22 protein-coding genes and 1 tRNA gene are annotated in these 23,765 nt (G+C 53.1%); 9 read left to right on the top strand and 14 right to left on the bottom strand.

The features are described from left to right. Positions 1-73 precede the first annotated feature (73 nt). The 8 genes from C7B82_RS00970 to C7B82_RS00935 all read right to left on the bottom strand — a co-directional run bounded on the left by C7B82_RS00970 (position 74) and on the right by C7B82_RS00935 (position 7,162). Positions 74-736 carry a GerMN domain-containing protein gene (locus C7B82_RS00970; RefSeq protein ID WP_106254443.1) on the bottom strand — a complete coding sequence of 221 codons (663 nt, stop codon included), beginning with the start codon at positions 734-736 and terminating at the stop codon, positions 74-76. A 158-nt stretch (positions 737-894) separates the two neighbouring features. Beyond that, positions 895-1,686, bottom strand: coding sequence for an LmeA family phospholipid-binding protein (locus C7B82_RS00965; protein WP_106254442.1), 792 nt, complete (start codon positions 1,684-1,686; stop codon positions 895-897). Positions 1,687-1,689: 3 nt separating this feature from the next. Beyond that, positions 1,690-3,522, bottom strand: coding sequence for a proline--tRNA ligase (locus C7B82_RS00960; RefSeq protein WP_106254441.1), 1,833 nt, complete (start codon positions 3,520-3,522; stop codon positions 1,690-1,692). Between the two features lie 221 nt (positions 3,523-3,743). Beyond that, complete coding sequence (locus C7B82_RS00955) at positions 3,744-4,271, bottom strand: tetratricopeptide repeat protein (RefSeq protein ID WP_106254440.1); 528 nt, start codon at positions 4,269-4,271, stop codon at positions 3,744-3,746. Between the two features lie 373 nt (positions 4,272-4,644). After that, positions 4,645-5,433 (bottom strand): transporter substrate-binding domain-containing protein, encoded by a 789-nt coding sequence (locus C7B82_RS00950; protein ID WP_106254439.1) that lies wholly within the window; start codon positions 5,431-5,433, stop codon positions 4,645-4,647. Positions 5,434-5,454: 21 nt separating this feature from the next. Continuing rightward, entirely contained in the window at positions 5,455-5,820 is a 366-nt protein-coding gene (gene rplT, locus C7B82_RS00945) for a 50S ribosomal protein L20 (protein ID WP_106254438.1), read from the bottom strand. Positions 5,821-5,923: 103 nt separating this feature from the next. Continuing rightward, positions 5,924-6,121, bottom strand: a complete 198-nt coding sequence (rpmI, locus tag C7B82_RS00940) for a 50S ribosomal protein L35 (RefSeq protein WP_106254437.1) — start codon at positions 6,119-6,121, stop codon at positions 5,924-5,926. 153 nt (positions 6,122-6,274) lie between these two features. Continuing rightward, positions 6,275-7,162 (bottom strand): ChaN family lipoprotein, encoded by an 888-nt coding sequence (locus C7B82_RS00935; RefSeq protein WP_106254455.1) that lies wholly within the window; start codon positions 7,160-7,162, stop codon positions 6,275-6,277. 687 nt (positions 7,163-7,849) lie between these two features. Between C7B82_RS00935 and C7B82_RS00930 the strand changes: the two genes are divergently transcribed. Both C7B82_RS00930 and xylB read left to right on the top strand, forming a co-directional pair. Next, the gene (locus C7B82_RS00930; RefSeq protein WP_245939669.1) at positions 7,850-8,635 is read left to right on the top strand and encodes a hypothetical protein; all 786 of its coding nucleotides are present in this window, start codon (positions 7,850-7,852) and stop codon (positions 8,633-8,635) included. Between the two features lie 131 nt (positions 8,636-8,766). Further along, positions 8,767-10,221, top strand: a complete 1,455-nt coding sequence (gene xylB, locus C7B82_RS00925) for a xylulokinase (RefSeq protein WP_106254436.1) — start codon at positions 8,767-8,769, stop codon at positions 10,219-10,221. A 563-nt stretch (positions 10,222-10,784) separates the two neighbouring features. Here the strand turns inward: xylB and C7B82_RS00920 are convergent. Both C7B82_RS00920 and C7B82_RS00915 read right to left on the bottom strand, forming a co-directional pair. Further along, complete coding sequence (locus C7B82_RS00920) at positions 10,785-12,005, bottom strand: hypothetical protein (RefSeq protein WP_106254435.1); 1,221 nt, start codon at positions 12,003-12,005, stop codon at positions 10,785-10,787. Then, complete coding sequence (locus tag C7B82_RS00915) at positions 12,002-13,267, bottom strand: tetratricopeptide repeat protein (protein WP_106254434.1); 1,266 nt, start codon at positions 13,265-13,267, stop codon at positions 12,002-12,004. Before C7B82_RS00915 ends, C7B82_RS00920 begins: the two co-directional genes overlap by 4 nt. A 20-nt stretch (positions 13,268-13,287) precedes the next feature. On the opposite strand from C7B82_RS00915, the gene C7B82_RS00910 reads away from it, so the two are divergent. Both C7B82_RS00910 and C7B82_RS00905 read left to right on the top strand, forming a co-directional pair. Beyond that, complete coding sequence (locus tag C7B82_RS00910; protein ID WP_219903858.1) at positions 13,288-13,557, top strand: hypothetical protein; 270 nt, start codon at positions 13,288-13,290, stop codon at positions 13,555-13,557. Between the two features lie 47 nt (positions 13,558-13,604). Beyond that, positions 13,605-14,297, top strand: a complete 693-nt coding sequence (locus C7B82_RS00905; RefSeq protein ID WP_339375090.1) for a Uma2 family endonuclease — start codon at positions 13,605-13,607, stop codon at positions 14,295-14,297. A 9-nt stretch (positions 14,298-14,306) separates the two neighbouring features. Here C7B82_RS00905 and C7B82_RS00900 read toward each other — a convergent pair whose 3' ends face one another. The 4 genes from C7B82_RS00900 to C7B82_RS00885 form a co-directional block, all read right to left on the bottom strand. Next, the gene (locus C7B82_RS00900) at positions 14,307-16,472 is read right to left on the bottom strand and encodes a caspase family protein (RefSeq protein WP_106254433.1); all 2,166 of its coding nucleotides are present in this window, start codon (positions 16,470-16,472) and stop codon (positions 14,307-14,309) included. A gap of 48 nt (positions 16,473-16,520) precedes the next feature. Next, the gene (locus C7B82_RS00895) at positions 16,521-17,519 is read right to left on the bottom strand and encodes a CHAT domain-containing protein (RefSeq protein ID WP_181357294.1); all 999 of its coding nucleotides are present in this window, start codon (positions 17,517-17,519) and stop codon (positions 16,521-16,523) included. Beyond that, on the bottom strand, positions 17,408-18,670 hold the full coding sequence (locus tag C7B82_RS00890) for a tetratricopeptide repeat protein (RefSeq protein ID WP_106254431.1): 1,263 nt from the start codon (positions 18,668-18,670) through the stop codon (positions 17,408-17,410). Before C7B82_RS00890 ends, C7B82_RS00895 begins: the two co-directional genes overlap by 112 nt. A 489-nt stretch (positions 18,671-19,159) precedes the next feature. Beyond that, positions 19,160-19,246, bottom strand: a tRNA-Ser gene (locus tag C7B82_RS00885). Between the two features lie 179 nt (positions 19,247-19,425). Between C7B82_RS00885 and C7B82_RS00880 the strand changes: the two genes are divergently transcribed. The 5 genes from C7B82_RS00880 to C7B82_RS00860 all read left to right on the top strand — a co-directional run bounded on the left by C7B82_RS00880 (position 19,426) and on the right by C7B82_RS00860 (position 23,757). After that, positions 19,426-19,794: a 2Fe-2S iron-sulfur cluster-binding protein gene (locus C7B82_RS00880; protein WP_106254430.1), complete on the top strand. Its 369-nt coding sequence runs from the start codon at positions 19,426-19,428 to the stop codon at positions 19,792-19,794. 16 nt (positions 19,795-19,810) lie between these two features. Next, positions 19,811-20,380: a thermonuclease family protein gene (locus tag C7B82_RS00875; RefSeq protein ID WP_181357293.1), complete on the top strand. Its 570-nt coding sequence runs from the start codon at positions 19,811-19,813 to the stop codon at positions 20,378-20,380. A gap of 172 nt (positions 20,381-20,552) precedes the next feature. Beyond that, a complete protein-coding gene (locus C7B82_RS00870; protein ID WP_181357292.1) occupies positions 20,553-21,389 on the top strand; it encodes an inositol monophosphatase family protein in 837 nt (278 codons plus the stop codon). 161 nt (positions 21,390-21,550) lie between these two features. Beyond that, positions 21,551-22,501 (top strand): J domain-containing protein, encoded by a 951-nt coding sequence (locus C7B82_RS00865; protein ID WP_106254429.1) that lies wholly within the window; start codon positions 21,551-21,553, stop codon positions 22,499-22,501. After that, positions 22,501-23,757, top strand: a complete 1,257-nt coding sequence (locus C7B82_RS00860) for an ATP phosphoribosyltransferase regulatory subunit (protein ID WP_106254428.1) — start codon at positions 22,501-22,503, stop codon at positions 23,755-23,757. Before C7B82_RS00865 ends, C7B82_RS00860 begins: the two co-directional genes overlap by 1 nt. Positions 23,758-23,765 lie beyond the last annotated feature (8 nt).

Here is a 23,765-nt window from a genome sequence, read left to right as displayed (position 1 = left end):
TAATTTTGGGGTTGCTTACGCTCTCAATCATTAGCATGACGCTTGTCGAGTTAACCCAGCTGCACGCTTCTTCTCAAAGTGGAAAATCGCGCTTAAAGCCCTCACGAGTGAGCGGTTGGTCAACCATTAACCCTTCACCGCCCAAGGTTTCCAGCGGTTTACCTTCAACCGATAGCCAAACCTTCGCGGTTGGGTTCAGGCTGGTCGCAGTGTAAAGCACTTGTCCCAATCTGGCAGTCATGGAGGTGCTGCCGCCGCCCTGTGTGAAGACTTGCGATAGGTCAATATAGATGCCATCGTCCTTAACGGTGAGGCTGCGCAGCTTTGTGTCACTAGGGATCGTAGTCGTCACGGCAGTGTTGCTGGGACCTGCAAGCAATGCCTCGATCGCGGCTGACACCGTTGGGGTTTGTTGATCCTTGGTGCTGATTGTTGCGGGACTAGGGCTAAGAGCGATCGCGCTACCCGACGCCTTAAGCCAGTAGACCTGAAGCGTTTTGGACTGTGATGCTGGAGCGGCGCTGGTCGGTGGTTTTTGCGTAGCCGTTGGAGCAGAGGCGATCGGCGGCACTTTTTGCTGTTCTGACGAGCCTTGAGAATGCTCTACTGCGCTGGGAGTTTTATGTGAAGCTTGCCAACTCCACCAGCCTACAGCGCTGCCTGTAGCAAGCACTAGAGCTGACAACCCTGCCATGATCCCTAGCGGGATCTGACGGCGCGATCGTTGGTCTTCCATAATCTCTTCTCCTTGCAAGTAGCAAGCTATGTGGAGGCTTCCTAAGTAACTACAGTCTACTCAGCGCTACTCCAGAAACACGGGAATATTGCTTTAAAGTAACGGGTTGGGAGTCAGGATAAAGCAAATAAAAGTTACCTGTGAATGGCATCTGCACGCTAACGCGGCTGTTTTGGACTGATCTCGACGAACGCGGCGACATTAATTTGCTTGGGCGTTAACTGCAATTGCAAAATCCTTGCCGTTGTTCCAGTTTTCTCTAGCTGCCGCAAGTCGGACTGTTCGCTGATACCCTGAGCGATCGATCGCACCACCTGCTCTGGCACGGCTTCATCATCCAATCTCACCAACGGGTTGACAAGCCTCAGCTGCCGCCCTGCGATGACTTCGATGCCTGACTCCGCCAAAATTTTGAGCGTAGCGGGATCACCCGTCTCCTGCAGCTCAGCCTGCATCTGAAGACGCTGATTGGCGAGCAAGACAATCCGAGGATTGAGTACGGTATACTGCTGCGCACGTCGGTTTGTGTCTCGTTTCCCCACTGCGCTGAAGCCCAGGGAGGTAAGGCGTTTGAGCACAGTGGGCGATCGCAAGGCTCGATTCATATCCGCTTGGGTAATGACTAACCGCACTCCGGCTCGGAGCGGTTTTTCCAGGCGTGTTTTCCCACGTTGCAGGCGGCGGGCATCCAGTTGAATGGGATCAGTTTCTAGCTCCAGCGTATCCAGTCGAATGTCTTCAGCAAGAAACAGTCCGCGGCCGGCAATGCGTACTCGATCGGCTTTACCCTGCACAATCTGGTAGCTGGGTGCATTATCGATGCGGACTTCCAGTTGTTCGACGGATTTGAATTGCTTGCGAATTGTATCTTGGGCCACGCGATCGACTACAAAACCTGCTGGAGCAATCAGCGTGATCAAGCTAGAAAGAAAGATTGTGAGAAATTCCAAGACTTAATCCTTCTCCGCAAGCCACTGTTTCAACATTGGCACAACGTCTTCAACCAGCACTTCCTGAGCCTCTTTGGTAGCACGCTTGACGACTTCAACCTTACCTTGCTGGAGCGATCGTCCGGTCACAATGCGGTAGGGGATGCCAATCAGATCAGCGTCTTTAAACTTCACGCCTGCCCGCTCGTTGCGATCGTCCAGCAAGGTTTCAATCCCTGCCTGACTAAGCTCGTCGTAAAGTGCCTCGGCTGCCTTTACCTGATCCGCTTTCGCAATATCAGGAATGACGACAATTGCCTGATAGGGGGCGATCGCGGTTGTCCACACAATGCCATCTTTGTCGTAGGATTGCTCGACCGCAGCTTGCGCCAAACGGGAGACCCCAACGCCGTAGCAGCCCATCACCAGAGGCTTTTCTTCACCCTGTTCATTGGTATAGGTGGCTCCCAGCGCTTCAGAATACTTCGTACCCAACTGGAAGATGTGCCCAATCTCAATGCCTCTGGCGGTTTGCAGCGTTTGGGTGGCATCGTGGAGCGCCCGATCGCCCGCGATCGCCTTCCGCACATCTACCACAAGCTTGGGCAACTCAAACTCTTTGCCCCAGTTGGCACCTACGACGTGATAGCCAGATTCATTGGAGCCTGTAATAAAGTGCGCCAGGTCAACAACCGTCTGATCCACTAAGCGCAAGAATTTTGGAGTGACAGGGTTAACGGCTACTTGACCAGCAGGCATCGGCTTGGGCGCTTTGATATAAGCATCGTCCAAATTAGGAGCGATGTAACCCAACGGTAGCGGCTTCGTTGCCCACTTTGCCTGCGCCTCTGCATCCGGCACGGTCAGCGATAGAACGGTCTTACCACCGTATTGGTCTGCTAGCTTGGTCAATTCGTTTTGCAGCTTCACATCGTTGACTTCCTGGTCGCCTCGAAGGCTAATAAGCACGAGCACCACTCTGCCGCTGTCAAACACTGCCTGATAAAGGACGTTTTTAACGATCGCAGTGGGAGAGCACTTGAGCAACTGACTAAGTCTGGCGATCGTCTCTGTACCAGGAGTTTCTAGCTTCTCGTAAGTCTTGAAAGGAGAAGCCTCTGCAGCAGGGGGAAGCGAAACCGCTTTTTCCACGTTGGCAGAGTACTTACCATCCTCGGTGTAGAGTACTTCATCTTCGCCAGCGTCGGCCAGCACCATAAATTCCTGGGAGCCAGAACCGCCGATCGCGCCCGAATCAGCATCCACTGCCCGAAACGCCAACCCGCAGCGGTTCAGGATATTGCAATAGGCCGTGTGCATTTTGGCGTAGTTCTGCTTGAGTCCCGCTTCGTCGGCGTCAAACGAATAGGCATCTTTCATGATGAATTCTCGCCCGCGCATCAGACCAAAACGGGGACGGATTTCGTCACGAAACTTCGTCTGAATCTGGTAAAGGGTAACAGGCAACTGACGGTAGGAGCGCACCATGTCACGAGCGATCGCGGTAATCACTTCTTCGTGCGTAGGCCCTAAGCCCATCTCGCGCTGCTGGCGATCGACGAGCGAAAACATGATGCCTTCAGCTTTCGTGTAGGTATCCCAGCGTCCTGATTCGCGCCATAGTTCGGCAGGCTGGAGCTGAGGCAACAGGCATTCTTGCGCCCCTGCCGCCGCCATTTCTTCGCGTACAATCTGCGATACTTTCTGCAAAACCCGCCACATCAAGGGCAAGTAAGCGTACACACCACCCGCAATCCGCCGAATGTAGCCCGCCCGCAACAGCAGCTTATGGCTGGGAATTTCCGCCTCTGCCGGATCTTCTCGAAGCGTCACAAACAGCATTTGAGACAGTCGCATTGCCCAGTTCCTTTTCCGATTCAGTAACCATCTCTCAGTCTAGAACATCCAAAGTACGGGAACTGTAGACGACGGAAATTCTCAGCTAACAGCCCATAAAAGAATCTGGTGTTTACAGATTGCACGAGGGCTTAAAACCTCTAGAGAAACCTGGTTTCTGGACGTCAATCAGCATGATTAGCAGCCTCTTGCTCGTAAAGAAACCCGGTTTCTGATGCTGTCTAGGTAGATGGCACAAAACGCTTGCGTAGCGATTCGGCCCGACGGCTGGCAGTAGCGTTTTTCGGTTCAACGTCCAGAACCTGTTCATACGCCTCTAATGCTTGAGCGGCTAACTGCTTGCGCTCGTAAGCGTGACCCAGATTGTTGAGCGCTGTGACATAGTTCGGCTCAATTTTGAGTGCGTCTTTGTACTGACGGATCGCCAGGTCATACTGTTCTTGGGAAAAGTAGGCAAAACCCAAAGCGTTGTAAATGGGTGGACTTTCTGTTTCTTCTAGATTGTCTGCTTTCAACGCCTTCTGAAACAGCATGATGGCTTGAGAATAAATTTTCTTATCCAAATAGATGCTGCCGAGTTCGTAATATTCTTGAGCGATTCCTGCTTCTTTAGAAAGCTTCGACTGCAGTTTAGCAAGCGCGAGTTCTACCTTACGCGTCTTTAAAATTTGGCGCAAAACTGCCCAACTAGCCAGTGACAGCAGCACCAGTAATAAGGAAACGTAAACGATCGGGAATGATGTGTCCATATTCAGATGTTAAGTAGGTAGCTCCAATTCATTGTAAGAAGGTAGAAAGGAACGTTCCCCAAGCAGGCGGTTCCACTTTCTCAGCTCCCAAAATTATCTTTAGCGCAATTTCATCCAGCTACGCGTTCGTTCGTAGTAACTGTCGAAATTGCCGTCACGTCAACTTTACCGTAAAAAGGTGGGAGAAAAGAAAGGCTACAAAACAGTGGCTATGGCTGACCTTACAGATCAGCAGCGCGATACCCCTTAACCCTTATCCTTATAGCCTCTTCTTCATTAAGGAACACGAATTTAATCACTCCGGCATTTCCCGCAGGGGCGGCCGTGCGCCCCTACCTGCAAACAATGTGTCGATTTTATTTGATCCACGATCCTAAGGCAACCCCCAGTACTTGGCCCGCTCTTGCAGCCAACCTTCGGCGATCCAGCGGGAAATGATTTGGTTGATTTGTGAGCGGAGGTCCTCGTACTGGAGACCTTTTGGCATGACAATACAAAGCGGTTCTGCGGAGAGAGTGGGGGTCAGCAAGCGGTAAGACGGAAACTCCTGCACCCATCCAGTTAGGACACTAGCATCCGCAGCAAAGGCAATCACTTCATTTTTCTCCAGCAAAGCATGGGCCGCCTGGTAAGAGGGCACGCTGATGAGGTTGGCTTCGGGCAATCGATAGCGCAGAGTCGCAATGGTGCTAGAACCATCTAGCACCGCGATCGTCCGTTTACCCACATCAGCCATGCGCTGCACAGAAGAGTCACGAGTCACCAGGGCAGTGCCATCCAGGTAATAGGGGACGCTGAAGCTCACCAGGCGCGATCGCACGGACGTGCCAGTAACATGGGCGATCGCAATATCTGCTTTACCTTCTAACACAGCAGCAAGGCGATCGGAATTGTTGACAGCCTGCAGTTCAAGAGCATCCTTGCGCCCCAGCAAATCCTGCGCCAGCCGTTGCGCAATGTCAATTTCTAGCCCTTTAAGTTGACTGTTGTTTTCCCGAAAACCGAGCGGACGAAGATCGGCCTTGACGGCAACAATGAGGCGCCCACGCTGTTGAATCGTCTGCAGATCCGCTGCAGCACAAAATGAGAGCACTGGAAAAAGTGCCCCCACAAAGCTAAACCCTAAAACACCACTAATTAGCGCAGACAGCTTCATTGCCATACCAAGCGGCAAAACTTAGCATCAAGCTGCTTTTTTCACTGTTTGGCTCATCACTTCTAAGACCTTGCTGAAGCCAGCCGGGTCAAGAATCGCCATTTGTGACAGCATTTTGCGATTGATCTGAATGTCAGCCTTTTTCAAGCTGCCCATAAACTGGCTGTAGCTCAGACCATGCTGACGCGCAGCCGCGTTAATGCGCGTAATCCAAAGGCGACGGAAATCACGCTTCCGTTTGCGACGATCGCGATAGGCATTCCGCAATGCCTTCATGACCTGCTGGTTGGCTGTGCGGAAAAGGCGAGAGTGAGACCCCCGGAACCCTTTCGCCAGCTTCAGAATCTTTTTGCGGCGCTTGCGAGCGACATTGCCGCGCTTTACCCGTGTCATCGTTACAAATTCCTTGAAGTTCTAAACACTGCTTGGTGAGTTTTGAATTTTGAGTTTTGGGTTGAATGAATCACTCAACACTCAAAGTTTTGAACTCATAACTTTATAGATATGGAAGCATCAGGCGAACATTCGCCTCATCGCGTTCATTCACAACTGCCACCCCTGCAAGCCGTCGCTTACGAGAAGCGCTCTTGTGCTCAAGAAGGTGACTTCTGAACGATTTGCGGCGCATGACCTTCCCAGTGCCGCTGGCTCTCAGGCGTTTTGCGGCGGCTTTACGAGTTTTTAGCTTTGGCATCGGTCGGTTTAATTAACACAGTCTCCCATCGTACTACCATGAGGCCGGGAAGTGCAAGTCTATTGTAGATGCGATTTCGGCAGTGTGTGAAAGCTGGCTCAAGGGCTTTGGTTAGCATCGTCTGGGGCTGCGCGTGGGCTATAGCTACTGTAATTATGGTGCTGCAGGAATTGCCTGCGACGACCAAATGTAATCAGCGATCTGACGATCGCGCCGAATCTCTGGTGCCTCTACATTGAACAGGAGCGAGATTTGGGTGAACGGTGCTCGCGATCGCGTTGCTTGCACTCGTCGAGCCACTCGTGCGGGAATCCCGTCTCCGTAAAGAAGATGCCCCTGCCCTACCAGAACAACCACGAGTCTTTTCGGCTGTTGTTGCAGCGTTTGAGCAATGCGTTCGGCCATCGTCTCATCCCAAAGCACCTGTGCCTGAAAGAACTGTTCCAAACTAGCGCTTCCATCATGAGCACCATAGATTTTTTGGAGGCGATCGCGGTAAACCTGTGGGCCGAGCACAACTGCTGATGGGGGCGGAATAAAACGCCGTTCGGTCAGCGTCAGACTCTTTAGCCCCGTGCGAGCGGTTTTACGAGTAATTTCTGTAGGCGTGTTGAGCGCTATTACGGGCAGCTGATGGCTTTGGGCGAAGCGGAGAATGGGGGCGTAAAAGTCCCAGGGGTAGCCCCAGCGGTTCTGGTATTGACTCTGGGTCTGCAGTTCCGCTTCCGTTAATGCACCTGCCAAATAGCGATTCAAGACCGACTGGTAAGGGCGCTGAAACATTTCCATGCCGATTGCCAGTTCTGGTCGCAGTTGCTGCAAGGCCTGGATAATTTCAAGCTGAGCCTGATGATCGGCAGGGCGATCGTGGGTCTCACCCAAATAAACGACATCTGCTTGCGCCAGCTTGCGGAGCACGAATGCAGAGGCTTCTCGCTGCTGCAGCCGCAGATTGAACGCGACAGCTGCAACGTCTCTACTAGCGTCAAGAGGCACAGCCACAGCCACTGTTGACAAAATGCCGATTGACAAAGCGCCCATTGACAAAACGAATATCACAAAGAAGCCTAGCCATGCTAAAAATTGAGCTCTTTGATTAGTTGGCATGGTCAGGCTTTCATCGAAATTTAAGCTTGAAATTTAGTGATTAAAGAATTCCATGTTCCTTCCAAACAATACTTTTGTAGCAACTTGTGTAAGAGGATCGCTGCTTTTAAGTACAGATGCAACTATTCGTAGCAAGTGCTCAAGTATTTCTACGCAAGTAAAATTAATTAGTCATTAAGTAGAAGTAAACAATCGTAACTAAGCTGTTGTTTTCTGATAGCTATCTACATCATACTAATCCCAATTTCAAGCAGGACTCGACTAAGCCCCAGAGTAGAGTCCGATCGGTGTGTCCTCTCTGTCCTGATTGGCTGATTTAAAGTGATGAGTTTAGATAAAAAAATGGCTTCTCCGGTTGCATCGACTTCGGCGCAAGCTCACCCTATTGATCTTAAAAGCTCCATTACAGAATCAAAAATTGGAAAGATTTCTTCAACGAAAATTTCGTCTTTGGCAGCTCTTTGGGCCAAGAACTACATTATCTCTGTGACAACCCGTGATGCGGCAGAAAGACTACGGAAAAGTGCTGACTTAGCAGAGATTACATCCCAAGAAGGGCGCCTTCGTACAGCCAAGCACCTCAAGCAAAGTCTCAAGTTGGCCAGTGCCCAGGCGTGGTCCTTGACTGAAAATCTCCTGGCTGAAGAAGTTCGTCGTCACGGGATTGATTTGAACGTGATTAATCCCTGGCAAATTGCTGCTGACTCACATGCGTTGTTTGAGAAAGCGCTGGCTGCTTATGGCGATCGCGTCACGCCTCGTCGCCTCTCGGTGCTGGTCGGTAATGAGTTTGGGCGAGTTCGGCAAAAGTATACGGCAGACGATCCACGGGCGATCGGCTTCGTAAGTATGCAGTTTCACTACACGGGACAGACGCTACTCGAGAGCCTTTCATCAGCCGAACGCTTGCTGTTGGAGCCCTACTTCAAAGTCATGGATGACCACCTGTACATGCCGCTTCGAGCTGCCTATGAAGCCGCAGGCAATCATTCACAAACGTCTCCAGCTTTACGGGGAGTGCAGCACTTGTTACCCATTAGCACCCGGATTGCTCAGGAAGTTTGTAAGCAAATTTGTCGTCAATCTCCCAGCTACGAGACCTACAGCGGTTCGCTTAGCGCTCCACAAGTGAGAACCTCTAGCATTCGTGATGTAGAGATGTTTCAGGTGTATCTCTGTCTGTGTGTGTTGGAAGATAGCATCGAATCTGTGCAGCGTGAGTTATTTCCCCTCTGCGCCATGCTGTATCCTCGTTTGAAAGTCAGCTGGCGGCTAGTACAGGAGATGCTTCAAGCGATCGGCTGGGAAATGCACGATCGGCTTTCGCCCAATGATGTGGCAATCTTTTTACCCTATTTAGGTGCCCTCACAGAAATGTTCTCGAATGAAGTGTTTCAAAGTGCTTAGCGGCTGTAAAGATGTAAAGGAAATGATGCGATGGCTGTAGTGGTCAGCAGTCAGCGGTCAGCGAAAAGCTGATCGTTGATGGGTGAGCCAGAAGTATGCAGTTATTTTTACTAAGCACTTAGTGCCTGTCTATGTTGCTTGGTATTGATCTAGGGACGGGGTCGGTGAAAGCGCTGCTGCTGGCGATCGATGGCACCGTGATTGCGGAAGCATCCCATGCCTACACCGTGCGATCGCCACAACCAGGATGGGCAGAGATTCACCCAGCTGAGTGGTGGGAAGCAGTGGCGATCGTTGTCAGAACCGTCATGCAGGGTCAGGGCGATCATGTGCAGGCGATCGGGCTATCGGGTCAAATGCATGGCGTGGTGCTAGCCGACGCGAAGGGTGAACCGTTGCGTCCTGCCATCCTCTGGGCGGATACGCGATCGAGCCAGGTCTTAGAGCGGTATCGGACGCTGGCTCCTAACTTGCTACAACTGCTTGCGAACCCAATCACAACAGGGATGGCAGGTGCAACGTTGCTCTGGTTACAGTTGCATGAACCAGCCGTTTACACCACCGCTCGTTGGGCCCTGCAACCCAAAGACTGGTTACGTTTTCGGCTCACTGGAACGGTCGCCACTGAGCCCTCGGATGCATCAGGAACCTTGCTGTACGATCTGCTCGCGGATGAGTGGGCGATCGAGGTTTTAGACGCACTACATCTTCGTGCTGATTGGCTACCAACTCTTGTGCCATCCACCAGCATTGCAGGCGCTTTAACCGTCGCGGCGGCTAAAAATCTGGGTTTGCCACCTGGTCTGCCTGTCATCACAGGTGCTGCTGATACCGCAGCCGCAATGTTGGGCAGTGGCTTGCTGTCACCTGGAACGATGCAGCTAACGGTTGGCTCTGGAGCTCAAATTGTTACGCCACGATCGCAGCCGATCGCCGATCCGCACCGTCGCACACATCTCTATCACGCTGCGCTGCCAAACCAGTGGTACACCCTTGCCGCCATGCAAAATGCTGGACTGGCTTTGGATTGGGTTCGCAACCTTTTTGGCTTTAGCTGGCAGCAGGTGTATGCCGACGCTTTCAGCGTTGCTCCAGGCTGCGAGGGACTCACCTTTTTGCCTTATCTTACAGGCGAACGAACGCCCCACCTTGACCCGATTGCGCGGGGTGCCTGGGTAGGTTTGGGCTTGCATCACGGACGATCACACCTCATGCGGTCAGCCCTGGAAGGGGTTGCGTTTTCGCTGAAGCAGGGGCTGGCTGCGATCGCGGCCACAGGCGTTAATGCGACAACCTTACAGTTAGCAGGGGGTGGCACGTTAGAACCCGCCTGGAGACAATTGCTGGCTGATGTACTGCAGTTGCCACTCTACAGCGTCACGGTAGCAGCAGCATCGGCGCGGGGTGCTGCTCTTCTCGCTGGGATTGGTAGCGGCGTTTACGCTGATGCCAATGATGTGCCTCCAGTCGCGATCGCGGCTCACCCCACCTCACCTCGATCGCTGGATGTCAGGCTCTCAGACGCTTGGGAACGCTACCAGTCTCTCTACCCTCACCTGCACTGCTGGCGCGAACATTTGCGCTAGCGCTAGACTCAAAAAACGGTTGCTTCTAGGGACTTTCTGGAATCTTTCTGGATGGAGCCTGCCAGTACTTGCTCTCAGGGAGCTCACTTTTGATGCAGTTGTGCCTTTGAAAGCCGCCGTCACAGGGTTAGGGGAAAGCTCACTCAAGTGATCAACAGCCTGTCTAAAGATACATGTAAAGTGACTAATTAAATGTCGTCGAGACAAATTGTTGTCATCAAGCTATTCTCTCGTTATATCAGGGCGTTCGAGAGATTGTGAGGGCTAAAAGAGGCTGTAAGACAGTCGGCAAAAATGACAGATTAGATGTCGTCTTTTGAAAAAGTGACGGATTAAGTGTCGCTTTCTGAAAGGCTTGGAGATCGGGGTAAGACAGATTAAATGTCGTCTTTCCGCTGCTTACCAGGCGCGGGTAAGATCAAGCTGAAAGAGGGTGAAAGCTTTCATGGCAAGCCTTTGAAACGTTCTATAAACAAAGAGAGTGGTTGGAGTGACCTTAATCGGTTCGATCTCACGATCGCAGCTTTCACGGACTGTCAGTGATTTTCAATTGCTGTGAGCTTTTATCGGTTGAGTGAATGACCTGCTGCTGGCTTCAGTTGCTCGATCTGACGCTGTAATGCCTTCGCTTTCGCCGGGTTTCCCAGGAAGAGGAAACCCATTCTGGCTTGAGTGAGGCATTGCAGCGTCTGCTGTGGTTCGCCAAGCGTTACGGAGACTTTGCCTAAGCCATAGTAAGCCAGCGTCCACTCTTCGAGATCCTCTGGCGTTTGTACCTGAGCGATCGCCTTTGTATAAGCTTCCCCTGCCAACCGCAGCAAGCCTGTTTGCCAGTAAAGGTCTCCCAGAGTGCGAGACAAAAGGGGAGACTGCTTGCCTTGCTTAAGCTGAGCCTGTAGCGTTTCGATCGCGTCAGCGCTGAGGCTATAGGTTTGATCGGTGTCCTGGGACAAGCCATAAGCCGCGATCGCTTCTGAGGGCAAACTGTAGTCTCCGTAGTAGGAAGCCAGCATGAGGACAGTTGCCTCATCGTTGGGGTTAGGTTGCAGCAGTTTGGACGTGATTGCCTGGACAGCAGTGGCTTCGGCTGGACGCAACAGTCTAAAGTCGAGCGCTTTGACCGGGGTGCCGTCGGGTGTTTTGTCTGCCTGAGACGAACGTCCACTGTCGCTTGTGACTACCAGCGAGTAGGCAACACCAGGTTCGAGCGGTTTGCCCGCATAGGTGATTTGAGTGTCTTTTGTTTGCGTTGCCCATTGTGTGCCGTTGGGACCGATAACCTCAACCGTATACTGGCTGGCACCGGGAACCGGGTTCCATTGCAATCGGGGCTTGGCGCTGAGTAACAGAGTATGCCGTGGTGTGATCAGATAGGGAATCGAGTGATCCAGTCCACCAGCTGTATCGGCATCCTGGTTTCCTCTGGACGCGTCGGTTTTCCAGACGGGGCAAACTTTACCCAAGCCAGTGACTCCTTTCACCGATCGCTGCAATCCGTTGGGACAAAGAATGCTGACCTGCACACCGCTGTCTGGGGAAATCAAATCGCCTCGATTGATTTCGGTGCCCTGACGAGCGAACAGAGTCTGGGGAGGATTGACCCGTTGAACGCGCACTTTGCCTTGTCCAGTAATGAGTTGAATCCTGGCAGAACGAGGGAGATTGGCTGGGGCAGATTGGGCGAGGGTGAGCGGCACGATCAGGAGGACGATCGCCATCACCATGACCATCAGACTCAGGATGGTGAGCGATCGACGGCTCTGTTGAAACCGATTGAGTTTCACCGGGGAGCCTCCAGCCTGGTCAGGCGTTGTTGGGCAGTGGTCATCCACTCGTCTTCTTCGGGGACAGTGGCAGTGCCGTACTGGGCGCAGAATTTCCAATCAGGCAGGGCTTTTTTCTGAGCGGGTAATGGCTTTTTGGAATTGCCCTCCGCTTCGATCACTTGTGCCCTTAGACAATGAGCAGCAGCGATTTTTTCGTTGGGTAGTTTGCTGGCTTGCCCCAGTTGCAGCGCATCCCCTAACCAGGTTTCGGCATCGATGAAATTTTTCTGCTTCAACCGTGCCCAGCCCATGTTTTTCATCAAGGCAAATTTTGTTTCGGGGGTTAGTGACGTTTGCTCATCAGAGAGGGTTTTTTGCAGGAGTGAAATGGCGGTTGAGTAGTCCTGTTTGAGGATACTGAGCCGTGCCAGGTTATTGACGGCATCGGGCTTAGCAGCGATCGCATACTGATACTGCTTGCGGGCCTCATCGGGCCTTTGCAGGTCTTCGTAGAGTCGGCCTAGCCAGAAGTGAGCCGTGGTGTTGTCAGCATTCAGTTCGAGTGCCCGTTTCAAGTGGGCTTCGGCACTGCCCCAATCGCCTTTGTGGTAGTTTTCCAGTCCCCGATCGGTGTACCAGATGGAGATCTGAGGCAAGGACTGTCGCAGACCAAATAGCCCTAAGAGCAACAGAAAGGCAAACCCAGCGCCTAACTCCTGCCAGTAAGGCTCTGGCACTTTGACGGCTTTGAGCGTTTGCTTGCCTGCGGTCTGTCCAGCCTTGGTGAGTGCGCCACCCGCTGTTAAGAGCGTCAAGATGCTTTGCACACTGACGGCGATCGCGCCTGCGGTATCGGGGCCGCCTTTGAGGAAACGAGTAGAAATGTCACCCACCAGTCCCAGAGAAATGGTGAGAAAGGTGATGGCAGCCACGCTCCAGAGCCAGTCCATTGTTGCCCATCCTGTTTTAGGTGCTGCCAAAAACCACCACCAGGCGGTTTCCTTGGGGCTGAAACTGGAGCGCCAATCGGTTGACTGGGTGAAGGGGGCGATCGCGCTTGCCTGTGCTCTCAACTGTTGATCCAGTTCGCTGATGGTTTGCAGCATGGCTCCGTCTGCTTCTGGGGTGTCTGCCAGCGCTACCTGTACGCCATCGCGGGCGATCGCACCGCCCATCCTGGAAGCCATATCATGAGAGAGAAACGCATCCAGCAGGAGGGGAACGCAATGGCGATCGACGGCTGCTGCGAGACTCCAGGCTGAGCGTCTTACACCAGTCATACTCTCTGAGCGGAAATCCCATGAGCCAGACCCAAGCAGACCCGCTGCAACTCAAAGCCCAACTGCTTGCCGAAATTGCCGCCTTACCCAGCGATCGACTGGGCGCAGTGCTGGACTTTGTGCGATCGTTGCACACAGATTCCTCCATCCCATCGGCTCAAGCCTTCCTGTCCCATCTGAAAACAATTGGCACCTGGTCAGGTAACGATCTCCAAGATTGTTTGGAGGCTGTCCAAAACTCACGTGGCGAGGCTCACTTTGACTCCGAACCGAATCCGTTTGAGTCATGATGCTCCTCGACACCAAGCAATGTAGCTATGCCATCCTTGGCACTCTCATGGTTCGCTGTGAAGCTTTCTCTACACGCTCAACCGCGATCACGCTTGCCAATCATCGCACCACCCATCCTGGAGGCAATATCATGAGAGAGTCAAGCATCCAGCAGGAGGGGAACGCAATGGCGATCGCCACCAAACCCATGACCTTTGAAGACTACCTCAACTACGACGATGGCACCGACACCCGCTACGAGCTAGATGATGGAATTCTGATTGCTATGCCTCCTGAAAGTGACCTGAACAACCAGATCGCATCCTTTCTGTTTGCCACGTTCCTGCAGCTAGGCATTCCCTACTACCATTTGAGAATCGGTGCCCAAATTGCGGTGGGTGGGAAACGAGCAACGGCTCGCGAACCCGACTTCATGGTGCTATCAGAAGAAGCTGCCATTGCTTTAGACGGAGCGAAGCAATCCTTAATTACCCACGAGATGCCACCACCCTTGCTGGTGGTGGAAGTGGTAAGTCCGCAACAAGAGAACCGCGACTATCGCTACAAACGCACCGAATACGCTGGACGGCACATTCCAGAGTATTGGATCGTAGACCCGATCGCGCAAAAAGTCACCGTACTGGAATGGGTTGATGGCTTATACGAAGACCGTGCCTATCAGGTCAGCGAAGTCGTCGTGTCCTCTGCTTTTTCAGACTTAGAGCTAACCGCAGAGCAGATTTTGGGTGCAGGTCGTTAGGTCACAATTTCAAGCCACAATCTCAAAGGCGATCGACAGTGCTGCCATTTGGCGGGTATCCACTAACCGCACATCGGAAGCGGGTCGCTTACTGCCGCGAGTGCCTGCATCCAGGTCATCCAGCAATTGCCCTACAGCGTCGATCGTGGCCTGTCCTCGCTGTGTCGCCTGCTGCTGTTGGCGAATAGCACTCAGCGCACTCAACGCCCTCTCCAGCGACACCGCACTGGCAATGATCAGCACCTCTGCCACGCCCAACGGCGGCTGTAGCTCAATCCCATCTTGAGCAGGAATGACCATTTCTTGATTGGCGGCTAATTGTTGCTCGGTGGGATAGAGCAGCACCGTGCCATCAGGATTGACAAACACCACCCCGATATAGAGCAGCTGTGCTTCCTGGTTTTGCACCACCAACTGAAACGTCTGTCCCACCTTCAGCCGCGAGAGGGGTTGCACAGGCGTTGCTGGTAGACTTTGGATGGTTTGCATTGGTTTGCCACCGCCCCGCACCGTGAAGGATTGCGCCAGGATTTCCTTGGAGTTTGCCACACGCATTGCTGCACTCACCTTCAAGCGCGAAGACTGGGTATTTAGCATCAGCTTCAGGATGCGTGCCGCAAGAAGCAAACTGAACTGGGCTTGCAGTCGCTTGATGGCGGCTGTTACAGTCTCTCCAACCTCCCCAGGCGAGTCTGGTAACGGATCGAAACCAGGCGAAAACAATCCGACCTGACCATCCTTGCGTCCCAGGATATAGTGCACTTCTTGCTGCAACAGCGGAAGGGCTTCGATACGGGGCATCGCTTGTAGCAGTTGTTTAGCCGTCTCGATATCGGGTGCCAGGGAGCGATCGAGTCCAATCCGCAACGTGATGTCTTTGGGAATGGCGCGAATCTGCTCCTGCAAGTCCGCGCCGGGGTGAAGCTTCGCGTTGCCCGTGCGTTGCAGCGTCCCTTGTGCCTCCAGTTGGTTGCGCGACTCAATGTGCAGAATCCCAGTCTCGGCTCCCGTGTCATCGACCAGCTTTAACTGGGCACCCCGACCCAATGCTTCTACGCTGCCTGGATCAACGGTCAGCAGAACTTTGACCTGATTCCCCCTTACCTGTTTAATGACAGCATCCGCTGACCCGTTAGTTTGAAAGGGCGAGAAATAGATGCTTTTCTGGTCGTTCCTGGTTCCGGGTGCCACTTCCGAAAAAGGCGTTTGGGTGCGGGCATTGGGCACTGTTTTCAAAAACTTCTCTGTTTTCGACTGTGCCGCAGTCATCACAATATTCAACGTCTGGGCTTCGGTCTGCTGCCAGAGATAGCGGGTCAGTGCCTGAGTAAACACGCCTGCATGGATGTCTTTGGCAAAAACCGCATCCACCGCCTGTTGATTGCGCGCTGCCGCCAGTAAGGCAACCCCGTTAGCAATTTGGCCACGACGGAGCTTGATCCAGTCGTCCTTAGGCAGATTGAGTGCTTTCAACCAGCGTTGCTGCTCGTCCCGTTCGCGCGGATTCATTTCTAGCTTAGAAGTCCGTCCATTCCCACGTAGTTCAAATTCACCGGGACGCGATCGCACAATCAAATTCCCTCGCACCCCTGCCCCGGCATAGCAGCTATCCAGTACCACCGTTACGTTGGTCACATCTTTTTGCTTCAGGGCAGCCATTAACAAAAAGAGCGTCCCAGCAGTAATGTCATTGACAACGCCACCAGTATTAGGATAGCCAAAGGGGAGTTCGTGGTCATAGGGCACGATCGTGCCTGTCAATCCGTCGTCATGCACCTTGTCCGGATCATTCACATTGGAGCCATGCCCGGAGAAGTGAAAGACCACCACATCTCCGGGCTTTGCGCCCTGAATCAAAAAGTGGTTAAAGGTGTCCACAATATTTGCACGGGTTACCTTTTCATCCGTCAGCACTTGAATGTCCTTAAACCCGAAGCGCAGCGACAACAACTCGCGTTGCAGCTCCACATCGTTCACCGCCCCTTGCAGCGGGAGCCACTCGCCCTTACTGGTGCCTGTGTATTTGTTGATGCCCACCAGCAAAGCGCGTTTACGACCAGTGCCCTGAGCCAGTACCCCGGCATAGCGGAGGGCTTTGTGCTCTAGATCAAGCTGGTTCATCCCCAGCGTCGCGATCGCCCCGCCACTCATCTGCAACCACTGTCGTCGTTTCATACCAGTCTCCGGGTTGATGCCATGCTGACGCGGGTGAGTGATTGCCTGCTACAAGCCATTGCCAATGAGAATAAAGGGTGCCCAGTAGTAGGGATGGCTGTAGTTGTGGACGATCGCGGGTTTCGATCCAGCGGTAGAAGGCAATTTGAAGCTGTCACCGCGCGTTGAGGCTGTTGCACCGCTGCCTCCCATCAGGCTCAGTTGCGCCTGCCGCAGGGCTTCGGCTTTGGTCATGGTGCCTTTTGCCAGGTTTTGATAGAACTGCTGCATCAATTGAGCCGTGCTGTTGTCGTTGACCTGCCAGAGGGATGCCAGCACGGCTTTTGCCCGATCGCGATCGCCCATAAAAAACGAGCTGATGCCCGACACTTCTAGCCCTAAGCCATCGGCACCGCCCAAACCCGTTTCGCAGGCGGAGAGCACCACGAGATGGACGGTTTTGAGGTCGCGGAGGGTTTGCACATCCTTAATCAGATAAGGGATGCCTGTGCCCAACAGAAAGTAGGAGTCGCGGGGATTGGCGGGTTTGAATTCGCCGTGGGTAGCAATGTGGATAATGCTGTGACCGCGAATGTTGTCTTCCAGAGCTGCTTTCGTGAACGCCTGGTCGAGGTACTCATCGCCGGGATAGATGCCAGTACCCTTCGCTTGTTTCACGATCGCAGCCAATTCTGCTTTGACGTTGGGCAGGGCACCAAAATTTCCCTTAGCCTGAGTTAGACCCAGGGCGAGGATAGGCGTGTTCTGTGGGGATTGCAGCCGATCGTCGGTGTCGGTCAAGCCAGCAGAGAGGATGTTGGAAACCGCGAACCGTTGGATCAGGTATTGCTTGCCATCGAATAAGGCACCCATGGGAATGTAATTGGTGGCGCGATCGGGCACAAAGATCAGGTGCTTGATCTGGTTGGCGCTGAGTTCGCTTTCCAGAGGTTTGATCAGACAGTCGTAGAGGTCTTTGCCGACTGCTTTGAGTTGGGTTTCGTCGCCCCGTTTGCTGACGAGGGCTTGGAATTGAGAGACTTTGTTATAGAGGGCTTTCGCACCCAAAGCGCAAACAGCGGCTTTGCTGAGCACGCCGCCTTTGGATCCCAGAGAAGGCGGGCTTTATCGTCGAGAACGAGGGGATAAATCAGGATGGAATGGGGGTGAGCGGTGACGACGCGCTCGGCGCTGGCTTGAAAGTCCTGAGTGGATTGATCGACTTGCGTCAGTCTGCCGTCGCGCAGTTGTTGTTTGATTTGTTCGACAAAAGCCTGGAATTCTTTGGATAAGCCCTGGTATTGAGTTTTGAGTTCGCTGTATTGCGGGCAGCGTTGTTGTTCGCAGTCGTAGAACTTGCCGCCAAAGGCAATCAGGCTAGTGTGCTTGCCTTTGATCTGAGTCTCAGCGGCGTTAAAGCTAACGTCGGGGATCGTTGTGGAGGAACGGGTGCCTTTGGTGAAGTCGTTCAGTTCCTGGAGCTTTAACCGTTCCAGCACTTGCTGCGCCTCACCAATGCGACCCTGGGCGATCAGCAAATCGGCGAGTTGGCGATAGGTGCCTGCAACGGATTGGGTGTAGGACTCCTGGAGGCTGCGATCGAGCGTGCGAATGTCCTGCCGGATGCCCTCACGGACGTTGACGGATTGTTTATAAAAGACAATGGCTAACTCTGGCTGCTGCTGTTTGGCTAACGTGCTGCCAATATTGTTGAGAGCGCTGCCTTCACCCTTACGGTCTTTGATTTCCCGGGCGATCGCTAACCACTGCTGATAGTACGCGATTGCTTTGGCATCGTTGCTGAGAGAGTAGTAAGCACTGCCCAGACTCCCCAGCGATTGTCCTTCCCCAAGTCGGTCTTTGATTGCACGGGCGATCGCCAAACTTTGTTCTTGGTACTCGATTGCTTTGGGATAGTTGCCGAGAGAATAGTAAGCATTGCCCAGATTTCCCAGTGCATTTCCTTCCCCGCGGCGGTCTTTGAGTTCTTGATAGAGTTTGAGGGCTTGTTGCCAGGTCTGCAACGCCGTTTCAAATTGACTGGTGTTGAATTGCTCAGTTCCCAGTTTCAACAGTCGATCTGCTTCTGCTTTCCGCTCCTGGTTTGTGGGTGCCTGGGCAACAGCAATGCTGGAGCCGACAAGCGGAAGGGCGAACGGCACACCAAGGGTAAGTAACCAACTCAGCGCCAGACCAACAGACTTCAGCGGTACAGGCATGGTTCAGACGCCCTCAGGGGCAAAGGAGGACTACTCTCATTACTAAGAGATTTCCTCTGTAGTGAGAAAGAACTGCAACAAAACTTGGTTATTCCTGGCTGTTCCCCGTTCTAAATGCAGGAGCAGAAGGCAGAAGGCAGATGTTAAGAGGATTATGAATAAGGCTTTCAGGTTTGGGTATATACTTCATTTAGCTGCAAACCGCTGTAACCCGCGCACAAAGCAACGAGTACTGGGAGGCGATCGAAGCGTACTTGCTTAAACACGAGTGATAGTTGAGCAAACGCCTGTAACGCTTAAGCAAAACTCAGTATTGCTTTCCCAGAAGCGAGTAACGCTGGATCATTGGCAAGGCTTTAAGAAGATTTCTAGTAAACAAACTACCCGCTGTCTATGCCCTACGGGCAGGCTACGCCAACGACTCCGCTCAGCCAGCTTGCACCCTGAGCGGAGTCGAAGGGTAAAATCTTTGCCGAAAATCGCCTTAAACGGAGAGAGAGGGATTCGAACCCTCGTTAAAGTTACCCCTAAACAGCATTTCCAGTGCTGCGCCTTCAACCACTCGGCCATCTCTCCACAAGACCGTGCTGCGTTAACAGTCACAGGATAATTATCCTAGCAGAAACAGGTAGACTTTAGACCAAAGACTCTCAGCAACCAATCATTCGCATCACGAGTGAATGGTCTTAGCTAAGCTCAGGGTTAGAATCTCATGTCTACACTGTCCGTTTGCTCATAAAGCCTACTCTGAATTCATGCCGCATTTTTACACTGTTCGCATTCACGATCGCCGCACCAACCAACGTTACACGGTCGAAGTTCCCGACGATCGCTACATCTTACATACAGCTGAAGCCCAGGGGGTTGCGTTACCCTTCGCCTGTCGCAACGGAGCCTGTACGACCTGTGCTGTTCGCGTTCTTTCAGGAGAGCTCTTTCAGCCCGAAGCAATGGGCTTGTCACCCAAATTGCAGGAACAAGGGTACGCACTGCTGTGCGTTAGCTATGCCCGGTCTGATCTGGAAGTGGAAACCCAGGATGAAGATGAAGTCTACGAGCTGCAGTTTGGTCGCTACTTCGGCAAGGGCAAAATAAAAGCAGGCTTGCCACTCGACGAAGATTAGGACATCGCTGCTCAAAATGAAACATTCAAACTGGATTGCAGGGAAGCCGCTGAAACTGTTCTTACTCAGCGTGGCTCTCTTTATGTTGCTCACAGCCTGCCAGTCTATGGTGCCGTCTCAAGGGCTCACAGTTGCAGTCAAGGGCATTATGAGTGGGCGTGAGTTTGAAGTGGAAGGTACTACGGCAGCGCCAGACGTGACCGAGCGTATCAGGCTAGAAGGGATCGATGTACCCGATGTTAGGCAGCAACCCTGGGGTGAAGCCGCAAAAGCACAGTTAGAGCAGCAGCTTCGCAACCAGACGGTGCTGCTAGAAACGGATGCAGAACCACGAGATGCGATCGGGCGGCGGCTGGCTTACGTCTGGCAGAATGGCGTCCTGCTGAATGAAATGATGGTTGCCAAAGGCTACGCGATCGTCACCCCCCATCTGCCCAATAGCAAGTATGATCAACGGCTACTCCACGCCCAAGAGTACGCAAGAGTCTTAGGGCTAGGGGTTTGGAACCCTGCTCAACCACTGCGGGTAAGTCCGGCAGAGTTTCGTAGTCAGCGGCGGCAGGAGAGAGTGGGGCGTGGGGAGTAGTCGCTGACGCCCAATCATTACCCTCTAGCTGGAGCTTGAGGATTTTCCCTTAAAAAAAGTCGTTGGTTGGGGCAGACTTTACCAGAGTCTTTACATCTAGCCGTTAATCTTGTTGTTGGACCTGTCCCTACGGGGCGTTCGCTAGAAGGCTCCATTCCTCATCTTTAATCTTATGATTTCTGACGTGAATCAACTCCAAATTTTTCTTGACGTGGCTACAGAAGCGGCAATGGCCGCGGGTGCTCTTTTGCAGGCTTACTGGGGAAACCTGCACGCGATCGAAGAAAAGGGACGCCCCGGCGATCTGGTGACAGAGGCAGATAAGGCCGCAGAGGCAGCGATCCTAGAGGTTTTGCGCCGTCATGTGCCAGAGCACAGCATTCTGGCTGAAGAATCCGGCAAGTTAGGCAATCAGGAAAGCGCTTATCTATGGGCGATCGACCCGCTGGATGGAACAACCAACTATGCACACCAATATCCCGTCTCAGCCGTTTCAGTCGGTTTGCTAATCAATGGAGTGCCTCAAGTGGGCGCAATCTTTGATCCCTCTCGGCAGGAATTGTTCCGTGCGGCTAAGGGCTTAGGTGCAACGTGCAATCGCCGTCCGATTCGGGTTTCTAAGACAGCCGCTCTGGAAAAGAGTCTACTGGTCACCGGTTTCGCGTACGATCGTCGCCAAACAACAGACAACAACTATGCCGAGTTCTGTTACCTCACCCATCTGACTCAGGGTGTACGGCGTGGTGGTTCTGCTGCCTTAGATCTGGCCTATGTTGCTTCTGGTCGCCTGGATGGCTATTGGGAGCGAGGACTATCGCCCTGGGATATTGCTGCTGGTATTGTGCTGGTTGAGGAAGCGGGAGGGCTGGTGACGGCTTACGATCGGAGCCCAATGGACATTAACACTGGGCGGATTTTGGCAACGAACGGTCAACTGCACCCTAGCTTAAGTCAGGCGTTGCAAGAGGTACCGCCGTTAGGGACGTGGGGAGTGGAGAGTAGGGAGTAGGGAGTAGGGCTATCCCTGCCTATGGCCGATCGCTTTTTTGAGGCGTTCAAAGGGCAAAAAGCATTTATTTTCTGAAAGTTTGGTAGACTACGCTAGCGTGCAGCTTGCTCAGTCGGTATTACACTAGAAGGAATTTCCACGGTAGACAAACGGATTGCACCATGTCTTTCCAAATCGAGCGCGGACTGTTTCTTTTAGATTTCACCGATCATCACGCCATCTTGGGAGTACCAGTGGATGCCGAAATTAAGGACATCCGTAAGCGGTACCTTAAAATTGCTCGTCTACTCCACCCCGATAGCGGTGCCTCAGAAACGGAAGAGGCTCGACAACGTGCCAGTGACCTGTTGTCAAAGCTGGTGAATCCGGCTTGGGAACGGTTATCGCAGGAGCGCGATCGCAGTGAGTATATGATTGTGCTGAAACTGAAAGGTCAGCAAGGACTGCGGCAACAGGGCGATCTCGTGCTCAGCAATCTGGCAAAACAGCTTGCGGCGGCGGCTAATCCTGACCATTTCTACACCACAGCGCTCAAAGATTTGGCGACAAAACAGTACGAGCAGTTAGACCAGATGCTCGAATTAACGGCTCAACTGAGCGAACTTAATCTGGTTTACCTGATGCGGAAAGAGGCCAAGGGTGAATTCAAGCCCCTTGAGAAAAAGACGCCGACTCCAACCACACCATCGCGTGAAGTACCGATTAATGCGCCCAATCCACCGCCACCGCGTGAATCGCCAGCGGACCAATATTACCGTCGCGCCGAGGCCTACATTGCGAAAAATAATTTTGCCCAGGCAACCTTGGAGCTACGCGAAGGGCTACAGGCTGATCCCAGCAACAGTCGTTGCCACAGTTTGATGGGTATGATCTACCTGAAGCAAAATCAGGGGACAATGGCAAAAATTCACTTTAACAAAGCGTTGCAGCTTAACCCACAAGACACTATGGCGCACGAAGGTAGACAACGCCTGGAGCAAGTGCAAAAGGTTGCTAACAAGATTTCCGGGGGGGGAGGGAAGCCCGCACCGTCCAAAGGCACTTCCGAAAAGAAACCAGACGATAAAGCGGGTGGTGGTTTATTCGGTTTGTTTGGCGGGAAGAAAAAATAATGGTGTATCAACCACCAGCGGGAGCCAGAGATTTGCTGCCCCTGGATGTGGCTCAAAAGCGCTGGATCGAAGATCGCCTTCAGCAAATGTTTCATCGTTGGGGCTATCACCGAATCATTACCTCAACGCTGGAGCGGCTAGAGACGCTGATGGCAGGCGGGGCGATTCAGCGATCGACCGTTATCCAGCTTCATGATTCAGACGATGAGCAGTTGGGGTTGCGTCCTGAGCTGACGGCTTCGATCGCGCGCACGGCTGTGACTCGTATGGCCGGTGCGACCCATCCATTGCGCCTGTATTACAACGCCAATGTGTTTCAACGAGCGCAGGAAGGCAGTTACAGTCGCCAGCAAGAGTTTTATCAAGCAGGCGTGGAGCTGGTTGGTGCAGGTGGTCTGCTAGCCGATGCTGAAGTGTTGCTGCTCTTGCTCGATTGCCTGCGCAGTCTGGGCTTACATCAGTGGTCAGTCGTTCTTGGTGAAGCAGGACTCACGCGATCGCTCCTTTCGGTCTTCCCCCTGCCCTTGCGAGACAAAGTACGACAAGCGCTGGCGAGACTCGATCGGATGACGCTAGAAGCGCTCCCCATGTCTGCAGAGTTACGCGAACGCGCACTCTTGCTGCTGGACCTGCGTGGTCGTCCCGCCGATGTCTTGCAGCGCCTTGCAACCCTGAAGCTAGATGCCTCTCAACAGGACGCTGTGAATAACTTGAAATCGCTCATCGACCTGCTGCAAGAGAGCGATCCTCCGACCTCCCAGCCCACGCCCCACGCCCCATGCCCCACGCCCCACCCTCTCATCCTCGACCTCAGCCTGATCCGTACACTCGACTACTACACAGGCGTGGTCTTTGAAGTGGTCAACACTAGCGAGGCGGGACAGTATGTGCTCGGTCAAGGTGGACGCTACGACCAGCTTTTAGGGTTGTACCATCCTGAAAGGCAAACGTATCCTGGCATTGGTTTTGCCCTTCAGATCGAGCCTCTCCATCAAGTCTTGCTGCCAACGGGCCAACTACCCCACCAAACTCCCGGTAGCCATTGGCTGGTTGTGCCCGAAAGCCCACAAGCATACACGGCTGCTCTTGCTTATGCCCAAACGCTACGCCATGACACCACAGCTAGAGTTGAACTAGACCTGGGCACACGCACACCCGCCGAAACGCATGCCTATGCGTATGGTCGCCGTATTGCCCAAATCGCCTGGGTAAAGCCAGATGGCAAAGCGGTGATTGAAGCCGTGAGCCAGCAATAATAAAGTAG

This window comes from Stenomitos frigidus ULC18, from assembly GCF_003003795.1.
GTDB classification, from domain to species: Bacteria; Cyanobacteriota; Cyanobacteriia; order Leptolyngbyales; family Leptolyngbyaceae; genus Stenomitos; species Stenomitos frigidus_A.
Note: the sequence above shows the minus strand (reverse complement) of the source record. Positions and strands in the feature narration are given on the sequence as shown.